General features: G+C 64.4%; 20 protein-coding genes and 2 tRNA genes. 11 read left to right on the top strand and 11 right to left on the bottom strand.

Features of this window, described 5'->3' with window-relative positions; translation table 11 throughout:
• Nucleotides 1-29 precede the first annotated feature (29 nt).
• From PTE31013_RS15855 to PTE31013_RS15845, 3 genes are read left to right on the top strand one after another with little or no spacing between them, the layout of a single operon-like run.
• A complete protein-coding gene (locus PTE31013_RS15855) occupies nt 30-872 on the top strand; it encodes a CheR family methyltransferase (protein WP_150613725.1) in 843 nt (280 codons plus the stop codon).
• Nucleotides 856-1,383 carry a chemotaxis protein CheD gene (locus PTE31013_RS15850; RefSeq protein WP_150613724.1) on the top strand — a complete coding sequence of 176 codons (528 nt, stop codon included), beginning with the start codon at nt 856-858 and terminating at the stop codon, nt 1,381-1,383. The genes PTE31013_RS15855 and PTE31013_RS15850 overlap by 17 nt, the downstream gene beginning before the upstream one ends.
• Nucleotides 1,380-2,972, top strand: a complete 1,593-nt coding sequence (locus PTE31013_RS15845) for a chemotaxis protein CheW (protein WP_150613723.1) — start codon at nt 1,380-1,382, stop codon at nt 2,970-2,972. Before PTE31013_RS15850 ends, PTE31013_RS15845 begins: the two co-directional genes overlap by 4 nt.
• A gap of 121 nt (nt 2,973-3,093) precedes the next feature.
• Here the strand turns inward: PTE31013_RS15845 and PTE31013_RS15840 are convergent, their stop codons facing one another.
• The 4 genes from PTE31013_RS15840 to PTE31013_RS15825 all read right to left on the bottom strand — a co-directional run bounded on the left by PTE31013_RS15840 (nt 3,094) and on the right by PTE31013_RS15825 (nt 7,401).
• Nucleotides 3,094-4,275: a DUF3734 domain-containing protein gene (locus PTE31013_RS15840; RefSeq protein WP_150613722.1), complete on the bottom strand. Its 1,182-nt coding sequence runs from the start codon at nt 4,273-4,275 to the stop codon at nt 3,094-3,096.
• Between the two features lie 95 nt (nt 4,276-4,370).
• Nucleotides 4,371-5,168, bottom strand: coding sequence for a 3-hydroxybutyrate dehydrogenase (locus tag PTE31013_RS15835; RefSeq protein ID WP_174978589.1), 798 nt, complete (start codon nt 5,166-5,168; stop codon nt 4,371-4,373).
• A 154-nt stretch (nt 5,169-5,322) separates the two neighbouring features.
• The gene (gene ettA / locus PTE31013_RS15830; protein ID WP_150613721.1) at nt 5,323-6,990 is read right to left on the bottom strand and encodes an energy-dependent translational throttle protein EttA; all 1,668 of its coding nucleotides are present in this window, start codon (nt 6,988-6,990) and stop codon (nt 5,323-5,325) included.
• A 63-nt stretch (nt 6,991-7,053) separates the two neighbouring features.
• A complete protein-coding gene (locus tag PTE31013_RS15825; protein ID WP_246174619.1) occupies nt 7,054-7,401 on the bottom strand; it encodes a 2Fe-2S iron-sulfur cluster-binding protein in 348 nt (115 codons plus the stop codon).
• Nucleotides 7,402-7,572: 171 nt separating this feature from the next.
• On the opposite strand from PTE31013_RS15825, the gene PTE31013_RS15820 reads away from it, so the two are divergent.
• From PTE31013_RS15820 to PTE31013_RS15810, 3 genes are all read left to right on the top strand, one after another.
• On the top strand, nt 7,573-7,953 hold the full coding sequence (locus PTE31013_RS15820) for a nucleotide pyrophosphohydrolase (RefSeq protein WP_150613720.1): 381 nt from the start codon (nt 7,573-7,575) through the stop codon (nt 7,951-7,953).
• 188 nt (nt 7,954-8,141) lie between these two features.
• Nucleotides 8,142-9,254 carry a metallophosphoesterase gene (locus tag PTE31013_RS15815; protein ID WP_150613773.1) on the top strand — a complete coding sequence of 371 codons (1,113 nt, stop codon included), beginning with the start codon at nt 8,142-8,144 and terminating at the stop codon, nt 9,252-9,254.
• Between the two features lie 128 nt (nt 9,255-9,382).
• Nucleotides 9,383-9,679: an acylphosphatase gene (locus tag PTE31013_RS15810; protein WP_150613772.1), complete on the top strand. Its 297-nt coding sequence runs from the start codon at nt 9,383-9,385 to the stop codon at nt 9,677-9,679.
• Between the two features lie 312 nt (nt 9,680-9,991).
• On the opposite strand, the gene infA is transcribed toward PTE31013_RS15810, so the two are convergent.
• Nucleotides 9,992-10,213 (bottom strand): translation initiation factor IF-1, encoded by a 222-nt coding sequence (gene infA, locus PTE31013_RS15805; RefSeq protein ID WP_017234638.1) that lies wholly within the window; start codon nt 10,211-10,213, stop codon nt 9,992-9,994.
• Between the two features lie 584 nt (nt 10,214-10,797).
• Between infA and PTE31013_RS15800 the strand changes: the two genes are divergently transcribed.
• Nucleotides 10,798-11,274: a CBS domain-containing protein gene (locus PTE31013_RS15800; RefSeq protein ID WP_150613719.1), complete on the top strand. Its 477-nt coding sequence runs from the start codon at nt 10,798-10,800 to the stop codon at nt 11,272-11,274.
• Nucleotides 11,275-11,522: 248 nt separating this feature from the next.
• On the opposite strand, the gene PTE31013_RS15795 is transcribed toward PTE31013_RS15800, so the two are convergent.
• Entirely contained in the window at nt 11,523-13,010 is a 1,488-nt protein-coding gene (locus tag PTE31013_RS15795; protein WP_150613718.1) for an MFS transporter, read from the bottom strand.
• A gap of 547 nt (nt 13,011-13,557) precedes the next feature.
• Here PTE31013_RS15795 and PTE31013_RS15790 point away from each other — a divergent pair.
• Complete coding sequence (locus PTE31013_RS15790; protein ID WP_150613717.1) at nt 13,558-14,097, top strand: outer membrane lipoprotein; 540 nt, start codon at nt 13,558-13,560, stop codon at nt 14,095-14,097.
• A 91-nt stretch (nt 14,098-14,188) separates the two neighbouring features.
• Here the strand turns inward: PTE31013_RS15790 and PTE31013_RS15785 are convergent, their stop codons facing one another.
• The 4 genes from PTE31013_RS15785 to PTE31013_RS15770 form a co-directional block, all read right to left on the bottom strand.
• A complete protein-coding gene (locus PTE31013_RS15785) occupies nt 14,189-14,692 on the bottom strand; it encodes a M48 metallopeptidase family protein (RefSeq protein ID WP_150613771.1) in 504 nt (167 codons plus the stop codon).
• Nucleotides 14,693-14,849: 157 nt separating this feature from the next.
• Nucleotides 14,850-15,068, bottom strand: a complete 219-nt coding sequence (locus PTE31013_RS15780) for a hypothetical protein (protein WP_150552241.1) — start codon at nt 15,066-15,068, stop codon at nt 14,850-14,852.
• A gap of 290 nt (nt 15,069-15,358) precedes the next feature.
• Nucleotides 15,359-15,434: transfer RNA gene (locus PTE31013_RS15775), tRNA-Glu, on the bottom strand.
• Nucleotides 15,435-15,451: 17 nt separating this feature from the next.
• Nucleotides 15,452-15,527 (bottom strand) — tRNA-Ala (locus PTE31013_RS15770).
• Nucleotides 15,528-15,717: 190 nt separating this feature from the next.
• On the opposite strand from PTE31013_RS15770, the gene PTE31013_RS15765 reads away from it, so the two are divergent.
• Nucleotides 15,718-16,182, top strand: a complete 465-nt coding sequence (locus tag PTE31013_RS15765; protein ID WP_150613716.1) for a CreA family protein — start codon at nt 15,718-15,720, stop codon at nt 16,180-16,182.
• Between the two features lie 35 nt (nt 16,183-16,217).
• Here the strand turns inward: PTE31013_RS15765 and PTE31013_RS15760 are convergent, their stop codons facing one another.
• A complete protein-coding gene (locus PTE31013_RS15760) occupies nt 16,218-18,122 on the bottom strand; it encodes a sigma-54-dependent Fis family transcriptional regulator (RefSeq protein ID WP_150613715.1) in 1,905 nt (634 codons plus the stop codon).
• Nucleotides 18,123-18,415: 293 nt separating this feature from the next.
• Between PTE31013_RS15760 and exaC the strand changes: the two genes are divergently transcribed.
• On the top strand, nt 18,416-19,936 hold the full coding sequence (exaC, locus tag PTE31013_RS15755; RefSeq protein ID WP_150613714.1) for an acetaldehyde dehydrogenase ExaC: 1,521 nt from the start codon (nt 18,416-18,418) through the stop codon (nt 19,934-19,936).
• A 184-nt stretch (nt 19,937-20,120) separates the two neighbouring features.
• On the top strand, nt 20,121-21,269 hold the full coding sequence (yiaY, locus tag PTE31013_RS15750; RefSeq protein WP_150613713.1) for an L-threonine dehydrogenase: 1,149 nt from the start codon (nt 20,121-20,123) through the stop codon (nt 21,267-21,269).
• Nucleotides 21,270-21,306: the final 37 nt, after the last annotated feature.

Genomic DNA, 21,306 nt, shown 5'->3' with positions numbered 1-21,306 from the left:
GGATCTCACGTCCACCACGAGGGCCCGATATGGAAATCGAAGCCGACGTCGACCCCGCTACCCAGCACGCCCTGCTGCGCGCTGTCCACCGGCACACCGGCATCTCGATGAACGAAAAAAAGTGGACGATGTTGCAGGGCCGCCTTCGCCCGCGTCTGCGCATGCTCTCCCTGTGCTGCTATCGGGACTACCTGGCGCTGTTGGAGACCACCCCCGACGAGGTGCGCAACTTCGTGAACCTGGTCACCACGAATGAGACCACCTTCTTTCGCACGCCGCGCGTCTGGGATTACTTCGCACAACACTACCTGCCACGCTGGCATGCGGCGAATCCCGGCCGGATGTTCCGGATGTGGTCGGCTGCGGCGGCTTCCGGAGAGGAGTCCTATTCCGCAGCGATGCTCTGCGAGGAGTTTCGATCGCGGCACAGCGGCTTCCAGTACCAGATTCATGCGACCGACATTTCGAGCCAGGTGCTGGCCATGGCGATGGCGGGCAACTTCGGCGGGCGCAGCATCGACGGTCTCAAACAGCAACGCCCCGCCATGCTCGCGAAGTATTTCCGCCCGAGCGCAGGCGGCTTTTCCGTTGCCCCGGAACTGCGTGCGCATATCACCTTTGCCGAGCACAACCTGTACCAGCGCATGCCGCGCCGCGAGGCGTTCGATCTCGTCATGCTGCGCAATGTCCTGATCTATTTCGAAGCCGCCGATCAGGAGCGCGTTCTCGAGAACGTGCGCCACACGCTGACCCCCGAAGGCGTGTTGATTGTCGGGGAATCCGAGTCGCTGACGCGGCTCTCGACCGGCTATCAGTTTGAGCAGCCACTCATTTACCGGAACCAGGGGGCGTCGAATGGGGCCGTCGCATGACATTCAGGTGTTGATGGGCGAGGTGCGCATCGGGCGCGGCGACGACGTGCTGCGCGCCACCCTCGGGTCGTGTGTGGGTATCGGTCTGATGTGGCGCGCGCGTGGACTCTACGGTCTCGCGCACTGCTTGTTGCCCGAAGCGCCGAACCCCACCTTTGCCATCGGGGCGAAGTACGTCACGCAAGCGGTGCCGTCGCTGCTCGCGCTGATGCGGGCCGACGGCGCACGGCGCGGCGAGATCGAAGCGGTGATCGCTGGCGGCGGCAACATGATGCCCCACCAGCCACCGGCCCGGCACGGACTGATCGGTGTGGCGAATGCCAGGATGGCACAGGCGCTGATGGCCGAGACCGGCATTCCCATCGTGCACGTCGAGGTCGGCGGCGAGATCGGCCGGCAACTGACGATTCACTGCGCGCATCACACCTTCCAGGTGCGCACGATCGGCACTCATGGGGACGCCGCGGCGACCCACCCGCCCGCTCTCCGACTCGTGGGACGAGAATCATGAACGCACGTACATCCGGATTTCCGTTTCCGCAGCGCGTGTCAAACCCGGAGGACGTCGAAGTCTTCGGCTCATTTCATCTGGGCGACGTCGAATTTGCGCTGCCCATCGCCGCCTTGCAGGAGGTCGTGAACTACCCGGCGCGCGTGACGCCCGTGCCGCTCTCGCCCCCCTTCCTGCTCGGCTTGTTCAATCTGCGCGGCACGCTCATCCCCATCGTCGATCTCAAGCCGTTGCTGGCGATGGCCGCCGAGACCTCGGGACGGCCCGCACCGGTGACCGAGAAGATCGCCATTGTCGATGTCGACGGCGTGCGGGTGGGGCTGGTGTTCGACACAACGGGCGAAATCCTGCGCGTACGCGCATCGCAGCGCACAGAGTTCGAGTACGCCCCGTCGCACACGACGCCGCAGGTCGTCTGCGGCGCCATCAAGCTCGACGATGGCGACCGCATCCTGCAGATCCTCGCCCCGGGCGCCCTTGTGCGCATCGAGAACATGCCGCAATTGCTCTCGCGTCAGGCGCTCACCGCGCCGCAGCGACGTCAGCAACGTCAGCGCCTGCAATGCGTGTCGTTCTCGGTCGAGCACTCGCGCCTGGCGCTGCCGATGAGTGCGATTCGCGAGATCATCCGCATGCCCGACCTGCAGAACTCGGCCCTCGCCAGCGTGTTCTGCGTTGGCATGCTCAATCTGCGCGGCACCGTTGTGCCCGTCATCGACTTCGCCCACTTCCTCGGCCTGCACGCCAGCCGCCCCGACGCCGATGTCGCGGGCACCGCCTCGGATCCACGCCGGATCCTGATCGTCAAGCAGGAAGACGTGCATTTCGGCCTGCTGGTGGACGCCGTGGACAGCATCGTGACGTACTTCGCCGACGAGCTGCTCGCCATGCCGTCGTTCAGCGCCTCGCACGCCCAGCTCTTCTCGGGCTGCATCGCGCGCGAGCAGGCCGATGACATCGTGCTGCTCAACGCCGACGAACTCTTCACGCACACGCAGGTGCTCGAACTCACGCGCGGCCATCGCGAGCTATATCGGGAGACGGACAGCGCACAATGCGCGAAGTCGGGCGATCCGGCGTGGCGTGGCACTGGGACCAAGTCGTCGCGCGGTACACGCCACGCGTATGTGTCATTCCGTCTGCAACACATGCTGGCCGTGCGTCTCGATCAACTGCGCGAAATCATTCACGACTCGGCGGACATCATGCCCGCACCGGGCGCACCGCCTTTCGTGCGCGGCATGCTCAATTTGCGACGCGAACTGGTGACTATCGTCGATCTGCGCGCGCTGTACGGCATGCCGCCGCAGGACGACGCGCAGGCGCGCAAGATTCTCGTTATCGAACACGGGAAGGACAAGCTCGGGCTGCTCGTCGACGCCATCGAGAACATTGTCACGCTCGACGACGCCGACAAGCTGCCGGTGCCCGCCATGCTGCTCGGACGCGCCACGCACGAAATGCGCAATGACATGCGCGAAGCCGTCGAGCTGCCCGCCGCAGACGGCACCGCACGCACGGCCATGCTGCTCGATCTGCAACCGCTCAAGGCGCGACTGGAAACGGCGCTGGCGCAGTCGTCGGTGTGAGCATGTGAGGGAATCGGTTCACGAAATGCCGGCGATTTGCAACTGCCGGTCGCAGGGCCCTGTGGCGTGTCGGGGGGCACGCCACAGGGGTAGTCCAAAGGCGATGGGACGCGACGACGGGTCAGATGACTTCGTGACGATGAATGTCGTGCGTGGCGAAGCCCGAGGTGTCATCAGGCATGGACAGCCAGTCGGGATGCGAGAGCGTGCGGCGCACATCGTCGAGACCGCTCGCCCAGTGATCGAGCATCGTGGCAAGTCCAAACTGATAGTCCTTGTAGTGCCCCTCATATTCCTTGTTGCGATAGATGAGCTGGATGACGTTATAGCGCTTGCTGCAAGCGATCTCCTGCGCTGCGTGACACCACGGGTCGCGCGCGCGCACGTCCGCTGGCACGCGATCGAGCACTTCACGCAGCACGCGACGATAGTGCTGGGCGCGCTGCAGGTTGTCGGTCACCAGACGCGTACGGCTCGAGAACTGGATGTCCTTCTGCCGGTCCGCGACATCGTTCAGATTGTCGGGCAACGGTCCGCGCGCACTCCACAGATCCACCTGGAACGCGAGGGTGTCGCGGCGCGGCGACGTACCGAGCACCTCCGAGAGCGGCGTGTTCGACACGAGGCCGCCATCCCAGAAATACTGGCCGTCGATCTCCACGGCGGGAAACCCCGGCGGCAAGGCCCCCGATGCCATGAAGTGCTCCACACGCAGCTTCTCGCGTGTGTTGTCGAAGTAGACGAAGTTGCCCGTGTGCACGTTGACGGCGCCGACCGACACCCGCGTCTCACACGAATTGATCCGGTCGAAGTCGACGAAACGCTCCAGCGTGCCGCGCAGCGCCGACGTGTCGTAGTAGCTCGCATGCGCCGGATCGCCCATCGCGGCGGGCAACGGCTGCGGCCACCGCGGGGAGAAAAAGCCCTTCTGGCCTTCCGCGATGGCGCGCCATGCCTGCCATGCGCTGTAGGCGATGCGTCCCGACTCGGGGCCGTTGAGGATGGCCGCTTCGAGCGCTGCGGGCAGCGGCGGGAACACGGCCGGCTCGCAAATCGTGCGCCAGAACGCTTCGAGCTGCGCCACGCGGCGCTCAGGCGGATTGCCCGCGATGATCGCGGTATTGAGCGCCCCGATGGAAATGCCGGCGATCCAGTTCGGTGCGATGCCAGCCTCGAACAGGCCGGCGTACACGCCGGCCTGATAGGCCCCGAGCGCGCCACCGCCCTGCAAGACAAGTGCGACCGTCTCGTAAGGCGGCAGATCGATGGCGCGTTTGGGGACTTGCGGCGGGTTAGCCGTCATGACCGTTCTCCTGAAGCTTTCCGAGGCTGAATCAAGACGCAACGGAGGGGGGCGACGGCGCATGACGCGACCGGCGCCCCCGCACCGTCTGCGCGTTACTGCATGAACCAGCCGTGGCTCACCACGAACGACTGGCCGGTGAATGCGGCCGTCGGGAACGTGGCGAGGAAGAGCGCGGTTTGCGCAACGTCGTCGACGGTGGTGAATACGCCGTCGACCGTGCCGCCAAGCATGACCTTCTTGATGACCTCGTCTTCCGAAATCCCCAGTTCCTTCGCCTGCTCCGGAATCTGCTTGTCGACGAGCGGTGTACGCACGAAGCCCGGGCAAATGACGTGCGAGCGCACGTTGTGCTTCGCACCTTCCTTGGCGAGCACGCGCGCGAGACCCAGCAGCGCATGCTTGGCCGCCACATAGGCCGACTTCAGCGGCGACGCCTCGTGCGAATGCACCGAGCCCATGTAGATGACGATACCGCCGCGATCATCCTTGTACATATGCTTGAGCGCCGCCTTGGTCGTGAGGAAGGCGCCGTCCACGTGAATGGCCTGCATCTTCTTCCAGTCGGCGAACGCGTAGTTCTCGATGGGATTGACGATCTGAATACCCGCGTTCGAGATCAGGATGTCGATGGACCCGAAGGTCGCCGCCACCTTGTCGATGCCGCTATTCACGGCCTCCTCGCTGGTCACGTCCATCGCCACGCCAAGGGCGCGGCCACCGGCCGCCTGGATCTCTTGCGCCACGGCATCCGCCCCCTGCTGGTTCAGGTCGGCGATGGCCACGGCCGCGCCGGCACGCGCGAGCGTGAACGCAATTTCCCGACCGATGCCGCTGGCGGCACCGGTGACCACGGCGACTTTCCCATTCAACGGGTTCACTGACTGGCTCATTTGCACACTCCTGATTCGTCAAAATGGCGGGTCATGCGGCGCAGCGCGCGCCAGCACGACTCGTCGAACACGGGATACCGACAGCCGGCATACTGCCACGCACTTGCCGGCGTCGTTCAAACAGAAAAGGCGCCTTGCGGCGCCCTTTCCTGCATTACCGGGCGATCGGCTTGTAGCGGATGCGCTTCGGTTTTGCGGCCTCCTCGCCGAGGCGTTTCTTCTTGTCCGCCTCGTACTCCTGATAGTTGCCCGGAAAGAACTCGACGTGCGAGTCGCCTTCGAAGGCCAGGATGTGCGTGGCGATACGATCGAGGAACCAGCGGTCGTGCGAGATGACCATCACGCAACCGGCGAACTCGAGCAGGGCATCTTCGAGGGCGCGCAAGGTTTCGACGTCCAGATCGTTCGACGGTTCATCGAGCAGCAACACATTGCCGCCCGAGATCAGCGTCTTGGCCATGTGCAGACGCCCGCGCTCACCGCCCGAGAGCGATCCCACCTGCTTCTGCTGATCCGAGCCCTTGAAGTTGAAGCGGCCGATGTAGGCGCGCGACGGCGTTTCGTACTTGCCCACCGTCAACACGTCGGCGCCGCCCGAGATCTCTTCGAACACCGTCTTGCTGCCATCCAGCGCATCGCGGCTCTGGTCGACGTAAGCCATCTTGACCGTCGGCCCCACCTTGATCTCGCCGCTGTCCGGCTGCTCTCGGCCCGAGAGCATCTTGAAGAAGGTCGACTTACCGGCGCCGTTCGGGCCGATGATGCCGACGATCGCGCCCGGCGGCACGGTAAAGCTCAGGTCGTCGATCAGCAGTCGGTCGCCAAACGCCTTCGACACGTTCTTGAACTCGACGACTTCGTTACCCAGACGCTCACCCACCGGGATGAAGATTTCCTGGGTTTCGTTGCGCTTCTGGTATTCCTGGCTGTTCAGCTCATCGAAACGGGCAAGACGCGCCTTCGACTTCGCCTGACGGCCCTTCGGGTTCTGACGCACCCACTCCAGTTCCTTCTTGAGCGCTTTCTGGCGAGCCGACTCGGTCGACTCTTCCTGCTTCAGGCGCTGTTCCTTCTGGTCGAGCCAGGAGCTGTAATTGCCCTTCCAGGGAATGCCGTGCCCCCGGTCGAGTTCGAGAATCCACTCGGCGGCGTTGTCCAGGAAGTAGCGATCGTGGGTGACGGCCACGACCGTGCCGGGGAAGCGCGTGAGGAACTGTTCGAGCCAGTCGACCGATTCGGCGTCCAGGTGGTTGGTCGGCTCGTCGAGCAGCAGCATGTCCGGCTTGGAGAGCAGCAGGCGCGCCAGTGCCACACGGCGCTTTTCACCGCCGGAGAGCACGCCGATCCGGGCGTCCCACGACGGCAGGCGCAGCGCATCGGCGGCCACTTCCAGCGTTTGTTCGATGTTGTTGCCATCACTCGCGGCGAGAATCGCTTCGTACTTGGCCTGCTCGGCCGCGAGCGTGTCAAAGTCGGCGTCCGGCTCGGCGTACGCGGCGTAGATTTCATCGAGTTTCGTGCGCGCCTCGAAGACTTCGCCCATGCCACCCTCGACGGCTTCACGCACGGTCTGCTCCGGATCGAGCTGCGGCTCCTGCGACAGATAACCGATGTTCAGGTTCGACATCGGGATCGCTTCGCCCTCGATTTCCTTGTCGACACCGGCCATGATCTTGAGCAGGGTCGATTTGCCCGAACCGTTCAGGCCCAGCACGCCGATCTTGGCGCCCGGGAAGAACGACAGGGAGATGTCCTTGAGAATGTGACGTTTGGGCGGCACGATCTTGCCCACACGGTTCATGCTGAATACGTACTGTGCCATTCGGCTTTCCTGATCCTGAATCGGTTATGTCGGCTCGGGGACGAGCGTCAGATAGCGCCAAGTTTAACAAAGCGTGGCGTCGGGCGCGTCGATGACGAGGTCGGCGCGTGCATGGGCGCAGCATGGCAGCAGCCAGCCTTCGGCCTTCTCTTCGCGCGACAGCCCGGGCCACGCGATCCGGTAAGCCACCGGCGCAGGCTCGCCGCCGGTTTGCGCCCGGCAGAGGCAGGCGCGGCAAGTACCGTTGCGGCACAGGCTCGGCAGCTTGATGCCCGCGGATAGCGCCGCGAGCAGAATCGGCGTGTCGGCCGGAGCGTCGAACTGCCAGCGATACGGCGTGAGCGTAACGCGGAAGGACGTCGGCTCGGGCCTTGCGTCGGATTGCGCGGGGGTGGGCGGGAAACAGTCCAAGGGATGCGGGTTCGGAAGTGACCGGGACGGTGCAAGGCGCATCTTGCGCCAACGCGCTACCATACTCCGTTCTCGCGGCAGTTTGTCGCGTTCATCTCGTTCATCGCGTCCGACATCGGCCCGCCTGCATCGCTTGGGTCGCTGCCGGGCCATCGCCGACCTTCGCTTCCCATGCCCGCTGCTCCGAACAATGCTTCCGTGCACGGCGACGCCGTCGCCCCCCATTCCCGCCTGATCGATACGGCCGGGCTGGAGACCGCCCTGCAGGCGTTCGCCGACGCGCGCCACTGGCAGCCGTACCACACGCCCAAGAACCTCGCGATGGCGTTATCCGTCGAAGTGGCGGAACTGGTCGAGATATTCCAGTGGCAGACGGATGCCGAAGCCCAGGCCGTCATGCAGACGAACGAAGCCCGCCACGTCGAGCAGGAACTGGCCGATATCGCCATGTATCTCGTGCGGCTGTCGTCGGTGCTCGGTGTCGACCTGAACCGCGCCGTGACAGAAAAGCTCGTCATGAACGGGCAGAAGTACCCGGCGCCGCAAGCGTAGCGCGCCCGCCGCCCTTTGTGATCGTGCCGGGCCTCTGAGAGAGATCCCGTCCGCCCCCCGAATTCCGAACAGGCAACGCCATGTCGCAACCCTCACAAGCTTCCAGCACATCCCCGCCCTCCCCGGACGCCGCGCACGCGCACGGCAAGTCGCCGCGCCGCGCCCTGCCCGCGCGCCCGCGCTGGTTGATGCTCGCGCTCATCGCGCTGCTGCATGCCTACATTGGCTGGCGCCTGCTCACGCCGCTGCCCGTGGCCGTCGGCTGGAAGGTGCTGGGCGGGCTATGGCTGGTCGCCTCGACCGCCCTCATCCCGCTCGGCCTGATGAGCCGCGCAATCCAACGGGAGCCGCTCGCGACCCTGCTGACCTGGACCGGCATGACCGCCATCGGCATCTTCTCGACGCTGTTCGTACTCACGGTGTTGCGCGATATCGTGCTTGGCGTGGCCATGGTGATCTCGGCGATCGACGCGCAACTCGTCGTCCGCTCAGCGGTCATCGTGCTGATGCTCACCGCCATGGCCACCCTGCTGGGCTTCTATAATGCGCGGCGCCTCGCGCGCGTGGTCGACGTCGACGTTCCCATCGCCAACCTGCCCCCCGAACTCCACGGGTTCACCATTGTGCAATTGAGCGATATTCACGTGAGTTCGACGATTCGCCGCAGCTACATCGAAGCGATCGTCGAGGCGACCAACAAACTCTCGCCCGACCTCATCGCCATCACCGGCGATCTGGTCGACGGCGGGGTGCCCGCCTTGCGCGAGCACATCGCACCGCTCGCACAACTCACGTCGCGCCACGGCACCTACGTGTGCACCGGCAACCACGAGTACTACTCGGGCGCGCCGGCATGGGTCGACGAGTTGCGACGCATCGGCCTGACGGTGCTCGAAAACGAACATGTGGTGCTCGCCCACGAAGGCGCATCGCTGACGGTGGCTGGCGTGACCGACTTCACGGCGCACCATTTCGACCCGGCGAAGTCGAGCGACCCGCTCGCGGCTGTCGCCGGGGCCCCGGAGGGGGTGCCGCGCGTGTTGCTCGCTCACCAGCCGCGCAGCGCACCGGCGGCGCACGAAGCCGGCTTCGATCTGCAACTCTCGGGACACACGCACGGCGGGCAGTTCTGGCCGTGGATGTACTTCGTACCGCTGCAACAGCCCTATGTGCATGGCCTGCACCGGCTTGGCCGCCTCGCGATCTATGTCAGCCGGGGCACAGGCTACTGGGGGCCGCCCAAGCGCTTTGGGGCACCGTCGGAGATCACGCGCCTTCGGCTGGTTGTGGGCACGGCGTGAGCGGCACCGGCGCGCTGACCGGCAAAGGCGCGGGCAACCGTCAGGCGATGACGTTACAATCGCCCCTTTCCGGAAGGCTTGTCTTTCGCACCCTCACCCTTGTCGCCGTTTTTCCGTTGCTTGCCGCCATGAAGTCACTCTCGCCCAGTTCCTCGCTCGAAACCGTTGCCGTGCGTTTGCGCGGCAAGATTCAGGGCGTGGGCTACCGTCAGGCGGCCGTGCGCGAGGGGCATCTGATCGGCGTGCGCGGTTGGGTTCAGGCGCTGCCCGAGGGCGACATCCTTGCGATGGTGCAAGGCACGCCCGATCAGGTCGACAAGATGCTCGAATGGATGCGGCATGGACCGCCCGGCGCGCGCGTGACGGCGTTCGAGAGCGAAATCGAATACACCGGCCGCCGGTTCGACCGCTTCGAACAGCTCTGAGCGCACAAGGCCCACGCGCCCGCCACATCGCCCGCACCTCGCCCGGCGCGCCATCGACGGCAAAACCGGGCGCGCAACCCATCGTCACGCAGCGCTGGCGTCAGGCATGCGCAAATGGTAACCGCTCAGACAGGGGCGTTCTGCGCGCGATACGAGCGCGAGGGGAACGATCCGGGGGAAAACGCGGGAGGGGAAAATTCGGGAGGAAATCCGAAGTGACGGGCAGCGACCAACCGTCGGGTCGCCGCACATCGCTTCCGTGCGCGCCAGGGCGATGCCCGCAACGCGCAAAAGCCAGACGTCTTCGCTGACTTAATTCTTGTGACGGTAGTTGATGCGGCCCTTGCTGAGGTCGTAGGGCGACATTTCCAGCGTCACGCGGTCACCCGCGAGAATGCGGATGCGATTCTTCTGCATACGGCCGCTCGCATATGCCATCACTACCACGCCATTTTCCAGCGTGACGCGAAAGCGATTGTCCGGCAATACATCCGAAACGTGTCCGCTGAATTCGATCAGTTCTTCCTTGGCCAATATCGTGTCCTCTTGAGGGTGCCGCTCGCGAGGGCGCAGCACCAATGTTACTGAAGGTTCGTTCGCCAATACCGTCGCCGCACCCTGGGTATGCGGGGTGCACATCGAACGCCAAAAGGAGCCTACCCGGTGGATCGGCCATGACAGCATGGCGACGCACCGAAACGCGGCGATGGTTCGAAGGAGCAAGGCACATTGCGGCAGTGCCACAATGACGAGCAGTGTGTGTCGGGAGGGCGAAGACCGTGGGGTCTGCGCCATCGGCACAGCGAGTGATCCGGCTCGCAGGACATGGCTGTCAGCGACGCCGATAAAGCTTTTCGCGATCGTCAGGCGTTGATCGGCGAATTTTCGCCGATCCCGCAAGGATACGCCTTTCTACGTTGCGCGTGGGAAAAAAGTGGCCTCCAGGCGGCAATCCGGGGACTTGGGGTGCACATTTGTGGCGCAACGCACCAAGGGAGCCCGGCCGGAGCGCCCGCGCGCGTCTACCGCGCCCGGATTCACTCGGGGACAACGCGAGCATGACGCGCAGCGCGCGCTCAACTATGCTGTAAGTACCCGCAGCCCGCACGAGGATGACCATGAAAACAGTCGCTCAGATCCTGAAGTCCAAATCGGTCGATACGGTGTACAAGGTGCGCCCGTCCGATTCGGTACTCGACGCGTTGACCCTGATGGCCGAGGCACGCATTGGCGCGGTGCTGGTCAGCGAAGACAGCCGCACGATCGTTGGCATCTTTACCGAGCGCGATTATGCCCGCAAGGTCGCCCTCATGGGGCGCACCTCGGTCAATACGCCGGTGCGCGACGTCATGACCTCGGCGGTGCGTTACGTCAGCCCCGAACAGACCAACGAGGAGTGCATGTCGCTGATGACGGAGCATCGCATTCGTCATCTGCCTGTCATGAAAGACGGCGAACTGGTGGGCCTGCTTTCCATCGGCGACCTGGTCAAAGCCATCATCACGGAACAACAGTTCACCATCGACCAGCTAGAGAATTACATCATGGGGGGAAGCGCCGCACTGGCGGGCCGCACACCGCCGCGCCCCAGTTGAACCAGCGCACCCCCGCGTCAATACCACCCGGCATCGCGTCGCATTCAAGCCGACAGCGCAATCAGGGGCACGGCGCTTCGTTCGAAGCGCCCTTTTTTTTGAGGACATGACGCAAAATGCCGGGATGCGCCTGCCCCGTCGATAGGCGCATGCCAGAACGCAAACATCCCCCCTGCCGCTCCCATCGCTTAGCTCACCCGATCAGCCGTTCGCACGCCATGCGTCATCGATAGTGGGGCGAGCGATGCTCAGAAGTCTTCCGCGTCGACGTCGTAATTCGACGGTTCCCAGCGGATGGCCAGCAACGCCAGCAAACCGATGGCCGGGGCGGCGGCGATCACCCAGAACACCTTCGTGGCGAGCGTGGCCGCCAACACCGGGAACAGGAACAGTGAGACGGTCGAGCTGGCGCGCATGAGGGTTTGGTTCAAGCCCACGCCCACGCCGCGCAGCGACGTCGGATAGCTCAGCGACGCGAACGTCATTGAATGCGCCCCCGGGCCGAAGCCCTGCCCCAGCAGGAACAACGCGAGGAAACCCAGCGCCCAGGCGACTTGCCCGCCGCCGTCAGGCTTGCCCACGAGCGCCAGTCCAACGAGCGCAGTCAACTGGAACGCATAGCCGAGCACCGTCAGCTTCCATGCGCCAACCTTCGGCACCAGCCGCACCCCGAGCAACCCGCCCGTGAACGCGAACAGCAGATTCAGCGCGAGCGACATCAGGATGGTGGTGAGCATCGACTGCGCCAGGAAGCTGGCGATGATCACCGGCAACCCGAATGCCACCGCGTTGTAGGCGAACGACGAGGCCACGGCGATAACGGTCGCGAGCGTCGTGCGGCGCAGGTAGATGCCCTTGAGCAGTGCCCCGTAGTTGCGCCACGTGGCCGGACGCTTCGGCGCCACGCGTTCAGCGTCGGCGGCCACGACGGCGTCGATACCGTAGGACCGCTTCAGGATCTTCGCCGCACCTTCGAGATCGCCCTGGTTGGCGGCCCACACCGGCGATTCGCTCATGTAGCGGCTGCGCAGGGCAATGATCGCCAGCGCGGGGACGGCGCCAAAGCCGAGAATGATGCGCCACAGCAGCGCACTGTGCGACGATGGCAGTGCCGCGTAGCACAGCAGCACCAGCAGATACGACACGCAGATCGCCGCGTACCAGGTCGGGCACCACATCGCCACCCGCGCGGCCTTATTGCCCCGTCCCTTGAGTTTGGAGAATTCGGCGAGGAAGGCCATCGCCACCGGCAGATCGATGCCGACGCCCAGCCCCATCACGAAACGCGAACCGGCAAGCACGTACTGGTTCGGCGCCAGCGCACACGCGATGGCGGCGATCACGAAGCACAGCATGTCGGCCATGAATACACGGTAGCGGCCAATGCGGTCCGTGAAGTAGCCACCGAGGAACGCGCCGACGATGGCGCCGAACGTGATGGCAGACGCCACCATGCCGGTGCCTGCCGGCGTGAGATGGAATTCACGGGAAACGTCTTTCAGGCCGAAGGCGAGCGCGCCGAGGTCGTAGGCGTCGAGGAACACACCGCCGAGTGCAATGGCCACGATCCAGCCAGCATTCGAGACACGGGCGCCGCCCTGGTTGACGAGTTGGGCGATGTCGGCCGCCGAGCGGATCACGGCGGGCCCATGCGACCCTGCGGCATGAGAAATGGGCGAAGTCGTGGAGCTCGCGTGGGCAGACGCGACGGGAGACAGGGAAACGTCGACGGACATAATGCTGAATGGAAAAACGATGATCGGAGCGGCAGGTGGCTGAGGCACGCTTGCGGCACCCGCACCACGATGGCGAAAGGACTGCACCGCATAATTGCCAACGACGGCCAACCCGACGCCAGAGGCCGCGATGTTACCGTTTGGTATTGCGGCACCCAAGTGCTTTCTGGTTATATGCTTAGACGAATTCGGCGCAAAATTGCACTCACGAGCCAGTCAACGATGGAAAATTCCTAACTATTCGCTATGAGTTAGCGAATTCCGCTTTCACATTAAGCGCTTACAGAGCATGGCGCCATGGCGCATCTGGCGATGAATATCACCGATGGGCGGTTTGAACAGGAGACAATGTGTGTGGAATCCGCACCTGGCCTGCGTCGTCGCCGGCACGACGCCATTACAAACGCTTACCTTTTCTTACAGCATAAAGGTCTGCGGAACCCTACATTCCGCGTCGTGGTCGCAATAGACTCACCACAGGGTGCGTGCCATCACTGCGGACTTCGGTGATCAAGCATTTACCTCACGCTCACGAGGATGAACCAAAATGAACATCAAGACACTTACGGGAATCAGCGCGGCACTGGCCGCCCTCACGCTGGCCGGTTGCGTTGCGCCGGGACCGCAGTACGGGTATCAGCAGCCGGGCTACCAACAGGGGGGATACCAGCAGGGTTATCAACAACCGGGGTATCAACAAGGCTACCAACAGGGGTATCAGCAACCCCAGCAGCAGCAGCAGATTCCGGGAGCGCTGTACGGCCGCGTCGAATCGATCGAGCAAGTGAACGGCGACAACAACAGCCCGAACATCCTCGGCACGGTGCTCGGCGGCGCAGCGGGCGGTCTGCTCGGCAACACAATGGGCGGCGGGCGCGGGCGCACCGCCACCACCATCGGCGGCGCCTTGATCGGCGCCATCGCGGGGAATCGCATCGAAAACAACATGGGGCAGCCGAACGTGTTGTACCGCATCACCGTGCGCCTGGACGACGGTCGCGTCGCGACGGTCACGCAAGCGCCGCCGCTGCGCGTTCAGCAGGGCCAGCGTGCCGCCGTCGCGAACGATACGGTGTATCCGTACTGATCGCACGCACGCCGCCACCCGCGCGGTCCCCAAACACAACGCCCGCCGGTGTCATGCCGGCGGGCGTTGTCGTTTGGCTCGCTCGCGGCGCTCAATCGGCTGCCGGCGAAGCCGCCTCGATTTCGCGTCGCACGAGAAACAGCCGCGTGTCGAATTCGAGTTGATGGTACTGAGGCTCCATGAACTCGCACAGGCGGTAGAACGCCTTGTTATGGTCGCTTTCCTTGAGGTGCGCGAGTTCGTGCACGACGATCATGCGCAGAAACTCAGGCGGGGCTTCGCGAAACAACGAGGCGACCCGAATCTCCTTCTTGGCCTTGAGCTTGCTCCCCTGCACCCGCGAGATGGCCGTATGCAGCCCCAGCGCGTGATGCACGACATCGATCCTGGCGTCGTAAGCCACCTTATGGATGGGCGGTGCGCTGCGCAGGTAATCCTGTTTGATCTGCGCCGTGAACTCGTATAGCGCTCGGTCCGTCTGCACGGCGTGGCGCGCAGGATAGCGCCTGTCAAGATGCGCGGCCAGTTGCCCCGCGTCGACCAGTTCGCGAACCTGCGCGAGCACGCCCGCGGGATAGGCGGCGATGAAGCGCATCGGATCCTTCGGCGCGGGCCGCCACGGCGTAAGCACGGCAGTCACGGTTGACTCACGCGGCGGGACCGGGCCACCTCAGCGGCCGGGCCAGCGAATACGAGCGCGAACGGCGTGCACACGCACAACCGCGCTGCGCGCACGAGAGCGAGCCCAGCGCTCAATGGTGATGATGGTGCGACCACAGCGGGTCCATCGAGTCGACGAACGACGCCACTGCGTTTTTGTCGCCCGTGGCATGGCGCATCAACTGACCGCACTTGCACCATCCCTGATACGGCGTGATATGCGAACACGCGGTCGTCTTTTGCAGATACAACGTGACCGGCTTGGCGCACTTCGTGCACTTGAACTTGAGAGTGAGGGCAGGTTTGCTCATGAGGAATTCACGACGGCGCGCACGTCGACATGGCGCGCGCAAAGACGTCATTGTACCGGCGATCGCCCGTTGGCCCGTCAGCACTGGGCGACGCCTGGGGCCGGCCGCACACGGCGCGCGCATCGCCTGCCCTCCGCCGCCCGGGGCAGGCGGGACGGCAGACAAGTCGGCAAACCGCCCGTAAACGCAAGAAGCCGGACGTCGTGAAAGACATCCGGCTTCTTTGTGCGATTTGCCGAATCCGACGCCGGCCAGCTTCGATGTGTCGATGTCACACCGCAGCCGTGAGATGGCGTCCCCTAGGGGATTCGAACCCCTGTACTCACCGTGAAAGGGTGATGTCCTAGGCCTCTAGACGAAGGGGACGGAAACCGTCATTCGTTTGGTGGAGGTAAGCGGGATCGAACCGCTGACCTCTTGCATGCCATGCAAGCGCTCTCCCAGCTGAGCTATACCCCCCGCGCGAAGAGGCGTGACTATAGCGTATTTGATCGCGACGGGCAACTGACCCGCCCGGGTGTGACGAGCGTCGCCGGCGGATATTGAAGATCGCGCGACGCGGGTAGAATCGGCCGCACGACGCCCGCCTTGGGCGACGCGTGGCGGATGCGGTTGCAGCCGCCGTGGACTCCTGACGGAAGACATCCTCATGAAGAAAGCCGCCGCCCTGGCGTTGATGGTCGCCACGAGTTGGGCGCACGCCGAGAAGATTGGCGACGTTGACACCGCATTCAAGCTCGTCGGACCGGATCACAAGATTGTCGTCGATGCCTACGACGACCCGAAGGTGCGCGGCGTGACCTGCTACGTGTCTCGCGCAAAAACCGGTGGTCTGAAGGGCCTGGTTGGGCTTGCGGAAGACAAGGCGGAAGCCTCGATTGCCTGTCGTGCGGTCGGGCCGGTGTCGTTCGAAGGGCCGCTACCGAAGAAGGAAGAAGTCTTCTCGGAAGGCCTGTCTCCGCTCTTCAAGAAACTGCGCATCGTGCGCATGGTCGACAAGGCGCGCAACACGCTCGTCTATCTCACCTACGCCGACAAGCTCATCGACGGCTCGCCCCAGAACAGCGTGACGGCCGTCCCCGTGGATCGGGCCACGCCAATCCCGGTGAAGTAACCGCCCCCGACGCGGCGGCGGCAGCGCGGCCGATGTTATCCGCGCAACAGGCCGAATCGCTTCAGCTTCCGATAAAGCGTATTGCGGCTCACACCGAGCTTGCGCGCGGCGGCGCTGACCTGCCCTTGGCACGCGTCAAGCGCCGTGCGCAACGCCTGGCGCTCTGCCGCCTCCAGGGGCGCCTCCTCTGGCGGCCCCTCAGGCACAAGCCCCGGGCCGTCGCGCAAGGCCTCGGGCAGGTCGTCCAGCGTGATAACGCCGCTCTCGCTAAGCGCGACCAGCGTCCGGATGATGCTGCGCATCTGACGCACATTGCCGGGCCACGCGTACCCACACAGCCGATCCCGCGCCGCGTCCGTCAGGCGAATCCGGTCTTGCTGACAGGCCTGCGCCAGAAGCGTGTGCATCACCTCGATTCTGTCGTCGCGCTCGCGCAGCGGCGGCACGCGAACCTCGAGGCCGCTCAACCGATAGAAAAGGTCTTCGCGAAACTGCCGCTCGGCAATCCGTTCGGACAGATCGCGGTGCGTCGCACTGAGCACTCGAATATCGAGCGGCACCGGCTCGCCGCCGCCCAATGGCGACACGCGACGATCTTCGAGCACGCGCAGCAAACGGGTTTGCATGGCGAAGGGCATATCGCCGATCTCATCGAGAAACAGTGTGCCGCCGTTGGCCTGCCATAGTTTGCCGGCCATCCCCTCCTTGCGCGCCCCGGTGAAGCTGCCGCCGACGTAGCCGAACAATTCGCTTTCGATCAGCGACTCGGGAATTGCCGCGCAATTCAATGCCACGAACGGACCGCGGGCCCGCGCACTGGCTGCATGCACGGCGCGCGCGAAGACCTCCTTGCCGCTGCCGGTCTCACCGCGAATCAGCACCGGGACGTCGTGCGCGAAGACGCGGCACGCGCGCGAAAACTCACGCGCCAGCACCGGGTCGGAAAACGGCTCGGCAGGCGCCTCGGGGGGCGCGCTTGACGAACGCGTCACCCGGCGCACCGCGCGCAACGGCGCACGCACCATCGCCACCAGCGCCTCGCCCGTCTGCGTGCGGATCGGCCAGTACGCACTCGGCGCCGGATGCGCTTGTGCGAGCAAGGCGTCGAGCGTTTGCGCAAACCATCGATCCACGCGCGTGCCCACCAGCGTGTCGCGCGGGACGCCCAGGCGATTCAGTGCGCTCTGATTCGCGGCGAGGATGCGGCCAGCGTCATCGAACGCAATCAACGCTTGTACGAAGTCGCCCAGATGATCGGCCGGCTCCTGGAGCTGCAGCAGCCACTCGTCGCGATAGTGCTGGAAAAAGTAGTCGCGCTCCACGACCTTGGCCGACAGATTCACGAGCGCGAGCGTATGGAACTGGCTTTGCCGGGTCACGCCGGCGTTCGTCGTCGAAACGTCGATGACGGCAAGCAACTCCCCTTGCGGTGCGAAGACGGGACTTGCCGTGCAGGTGAGCGGCGTGTGCAGCGCGCGGAAATGATCCTGCTGACAGATGATGACGGGCGCACGCTCGACCACGCAGGTGCCGATGCCGTTGGTGCCTTCGCACGACTCGCTCCAGTCGGCCCCCGGCCACAAGCCTGCGCGATGGAAGTCGTCGCGCGTGCCGTCGTGGAGACGGGCGTCGACGATCACGCCGTCCGGGGCCGTCAGCAGCACGGCCTGGCCCGGATTCATCAACTGACGCTGCAGGCGCTCGAGCACCGGCATGGAAACGTGGCACAGCCGCTCCATCGCACTGCGCCGCTCGCGCAGTTGCGACGACGCCAACACGCGCGGCGTCATGCGCGCCCCCGGATCAAGCGCGTAGGTGTCGAGGCATCGACGCCATGAATTGGCGATGTTCGGGTCCGTCGCCGTCGCGAGGGGCGTCACGTGACCTTGTACGGCATCCAGCACACGGCGCGCGTGCGCGGACTCTGTCTTGGCTGGCATTGGTCGTCTCCCCCGTGCCGAATGATCTCGTCGTCGTTCCTGAAGCATGTCCCATGCCGGAGGCGATTGCAATGCGGTATGTCAATCGGCAGGCATCCAGCGATTGCCTGTCACGCGAACGGGACACCTGTGTCACCGCACAAGACAAACGTGTCTCGGATTCGGCACACCTTGCCCGTTGTCGTGCGGGCGTCAGCCCCGTGAATCGGCGACAGGCCCGGGGTGGCCCGCGACTTGCTTGTTGTCCCGTGTGGCCCCCGCGCCACCGACAAGACAATATTCGGAGACACACCATGCAATACGCCCCGCCCGGCACCCCCGGTGCCCTGTTGACCTTGCAGACGCGTTACGAGAACTACATCGGTGGCAAGTTCGTCCCGCCCGTGGAAGGCCGCTATTTCACCAACACGTCGCCCGTCACCGGCGGTGTAATCGGAGAGTTCCCACGCTCGAACAGTGCGGACATCGAGCTGGCGCTCGATGCGGCACACGCGGCGGCGCCCAAGTGGGGCAAGACGTCGGTGCAAGCCCGCTCGCGCATCCTGTTACAGATCGCTGACCGGCTCGAAGCGCAACTCGAACGGTTCGCCGTCGCAGAAACGTGGGACAACGGCAAGCCGGTGCGCGAGACGCTTGCGGCGGATCTGCCACTGGCCGTCGATCACTTCCGCTACTTCGCCGGTTGCATCCGCGCGCAGGAAGGCACGGCGGCCGAGATCGACGAGCACACGGCCGCATATCACTTCCATGAGCCGCTGGGGGTCGTCGGCCAGATCATTCCGTGGAATTTCCCGCTGTTGATGGCGGCGTGGAAGCTCGCCCCAGCACTCGCGGCGGGGAACTGCGTGGTCCTCAAGCCTGCCGAGCAGACACCGCTCTCGATCACGCTGTTCGCCGAGTTGGTTGGCGATCTGCTGCCACCCGGCGTGCTCAACATCGTGCAGGGTTTCGGCAAGGAAGCGGGCGAAGCGCTGGCGACCAGTCGCCGCATCGCGAAAATCGCCTTCACCGGGTCGACGCCGGTCGGTGGCCACATCCTGTCGATGGCTGCGGCCAACCTGATCCCCAGCACGGTCGAGTTGGGCGGCAAGTCACCGAATATCTTCTTCGACGACATCATGCACGGCGAGCCGGCGTTCATCGAGAAGGCGGCCGAAGGACTTGTGCTCGGCTTCCTGAACCAGGGCGAGGTCTGCACGTGTCCGTCGCGGGCGCTCGTGCAGGAATCGATCTATGAGCCCTTCATGGAGGTGGTGATGGCGCGGGTGGCACGCATCAAGCGCGGCGATCCGCTCGATACCGAGACGGCCGTCGGCGCGCAGGCGTCGCAGCAGCAGTACGACAAGATCCTCACGTATCTCGATCTCGCCCGCAAGGAAGGCGCACAGGTGCTGACGGGCGGAGGCATCGAGTCGCTGGGCGGTCCGCTGGCGTCGGGCTTCTACATCCAGCCAACGCTGCTCAAGGGCGATAACCGCATGCGCGTGTTCCAGGAAGAGATCTTCGGCCCGGTCGTTGGGGTGACGACGTTCCGGGATGAAGCGGAGGCATTGGCCATTGCGAACGACACCGAGTTCGGTTTGGGCGCCGGGGTATGGACACGCGACATCAATCGCGCATATCGCATGGGCCGAGCCATTCAGGCCGGACGCGTATGGACCAACTGCTACCACCTCTATCCGGCACACGCCGCGTTCGGCGGGTACAAGAAGTCTGGCATCGGCCGCGAGACGCACAAGATGATGCTCGATCACTATCAGCAAACGAAGAATCTGCTGGTGAGCTACGACGTCAATCCGCTCGGCTTCTTTTGAGCGCCCTGTCTATTCGCCGCTGAACTTGCGGCAGATCAATGACGCATCGCACCATGGGTGCGATGCTGTTCCCATCGTTTGCGAAAACCGATTCGTTACACCGCTCAAGGGTTCGCGTGGGTGATCGACCATGCCGGACGAGCGCGGTGCACTCCCCTCGATGGGACAGAAATGGAGCATGACCATGAGCACGACTTTCTTTATCCCCGCAGTCAACGTGATGGGCATTGGTAGCCTCGACGAGGCGATGTCCGCGCTGCGTCAGTACCACTTCCGGCGTGCACTGATCGTGACCGACGCCGGACTCGCCAAGGCGGGTGTCGCGGAAAAGGTGGCGAAGCTGCTGATGAAGCAGGACATCCAGTCGACGGTATTCGACGGGGTCAAGCCGAACCCCACGGCAGGAAACGTGGAAGCGGGGCTGGCAATGCTCGAGCAGCATCAATGTGACTTCGTGATTTCGCTGGGCGGCGGTTCGCCGCACGACTGCGCGAAGGGAATCGCGCTGTGCGCGGCCAATGGCGGGAAGATCGCGGACTATGAAGGCGTGGATCGCTCGAAGAAGCCTCAGATGCCGCTCGTGGCGATCAATACGACGGCGGGAACCGCAAGCGAAATGACGCGGTTCTGCATCATCACCGACGAGAAGCGTCACGTGAAGATGGCCATCGTCGACCGTAACGTTACGCCGTTGTTGTCGGTCAACGATCCGACACTGATGGCGGCGATGCCGAAGGGGTTGACCGCAGCGACCGGAATGGACGCGCTGACGCACGCAACCGAAGCGTACGTGTCGACGGCGGCGACACCCATTACGGATGCTTGCGCGCTCAAGGCCGTCACGCTGATATCGCGAAACCTGCGCCGTGCCGTGTCTCACGGGGATGACATGACCGCGCGCGAGAATATGGCCTATGCGCAGTTTCTGGCGGGGATGGCGTTCAACAATGCGTCGCTTGGCTATGTGCACGCGATGGCGCACCAGCTCGGCGGATTCTATGACTTGCCGCACGGCGTTTGCAATGCGATTCTGCTGCCTCACGTGGAAGAGTTCAACGCGAGCGTGAGCGCCGGCCGGTTGAAGGATATTGCCCAGGCAATGGACGAATCGGTTGACGGCCTGAGCGACGAGGAGGGCGCAAAGGTCGCGATTGCGGCAATTCGGCGTTTATCGAAGGATATCGGGATTCCCTCGGGGCTCTCGGAGCTTGGGGCGAAGACACAAGACGTTCCGACGCTCGCGGCGAATGCGATGCACGATGCCTGTGGGCTCACCAACCCGCGGCGTGCCGAGCAGGCCGAGATCGAGGAGATTTTCCGACGCGCATTTTGATGGGGGAAGCGCTGTAGACGCGTGTCCCGCGCCCCAT

Source organism: Pandoraea terrigena, assembly GCF_902459705.1.
In the GTDB taxonomy this organism is placed as follows: domain Bacteria; phylum Pseudomonadota; class Gammaproteobacteria; order Burkholderiales; family Burkholderiaceae; genus Pandoraea; species Pandoraea terrigena.
This window is presented reverse-complemented; position numbering and strand designations above follow the sequence as displayed.

Coding starts and splice junctions, on each gene's coding strand:
- PTE31013_RS15765 (WP_150613716.1), top strand. CDS start 15,718: ATGAAGAAAGCCGCCGCCCTGGCGTTGATGGTCGCCACGAGTTGGGCG.
- PTE31013_RS15845 (WP_150613723.1), top strand. CDS start 1,380: ATGAACGCACGTACATCCGGATTTCCGTTTCCGCAGCGCGTGTCAAAC.
- exaC (WP_150613714.1), top strand. CDS start 18,416: ATGCAATACGCCCCGCCCGGCACCCCCGGTGCCCTGTTGACCTTGCAG.
- PTE31013_RS15815 (WP_150613773.1), top strand. CDS start 8,142: ATGCTCGCGCTCATCGCGCTGCTGCATGCCTACATTGGCTGGCGCCTG.
- yiaY (WP_150613713.1), top strand. CDS start 20,121: ATGAGCACGACTTTCTTTATCCCCGCAGTCAACGTGATGGGCATTGGT.
- PTE31013_RS15800 (WP_150613719.1), top strand. CDS start 10,798: ATGAAAACAGTCGCTCAGATCCTGAAGTCCAAATCGGTCGATACGGTG.
- PTE31013_RS15790 (WP_150613717.1), top strand. CDS start 13,558: ATGAACATCAAGACACTTACGGGAATCAGCGCGGCACTGGCCGCCCTC.
- PTE31013_RS15835 (WP_174978589.1), bottom strand. CDS start 5,168: ATGAGCCAGTCAGTGAACCCGTTGAATGGGAAAGTCGCCGTGGTCACC.
- PTE31013_RS15785 (WP_150613771.1), bottom strand. CDS start 14,692: ATGCGCTTCATCGCCGCCTATCCCGCGGGCGTGCTCGCGCAGGTTCGC.
- PTE31013_RS15795 (WP_150613718.1), bottom strand. CDS start 13,010: ATGTCCGTCGACGTTTCCCTGTCTCCCGTCGCGTCTGCCCACGCGAGC.
- PTE31013_RS15855 (WP_150613725.1), top strand. CDS start 30: ATGGAAATCGAAGCCGACGTCGACCCCGCTACCCAGCACGCCCTGCTG.
- PTE31013_RS15820 (WP_150613720.1), top strand. CDS start 7,573: ATGCCCGCTGCTCCGAACAATGCTTCCGTGCACGGCGACGCCGTCGCC.
- PTE31013_RS15780 (WP_150552241.1), bottom strand. CDS start 15,068: ATGAGCAAACCTGCCCTCACTCTCAAGTTCAAGTGCACGAAGTGCGCC.
- PTE31013_RS15760 (WP_150613715.1), bottom strand. CDS start 18,122: ATGCCAGCCAAGACAGAGTCCGCGCACGCGCGCCGTGTGCTGGATGCC.
- PTE31013_RS15840 (WP_150613722.1), bottom strand. CDS start 4,275: ATGACGGCTAACCCGCCGCAAGTCCCCAAACGCGCCATCGATCTGCCG.
- PTE31013_RS15810 (WP_150613772.1), top strand. CDS start 9,383: ATGAAGTCACTCTCGCCCAGTTCCTCGCTCGAAACCGTTGCCGTGCGT.
- ettA (WP_150613721.1), bottom strand. CDS start 6,990: ATGGCACAGTACGTATTCAGCATGAACCGTGTGGGCAAGATCGTGCCG.
- PTE31013_RS15850 (WP_150613724.1), top strand. CDS start 856: ATGGGGCCGTCGCATGACATTCAGGTGTTGATGGGCGAGGTGCGCATC.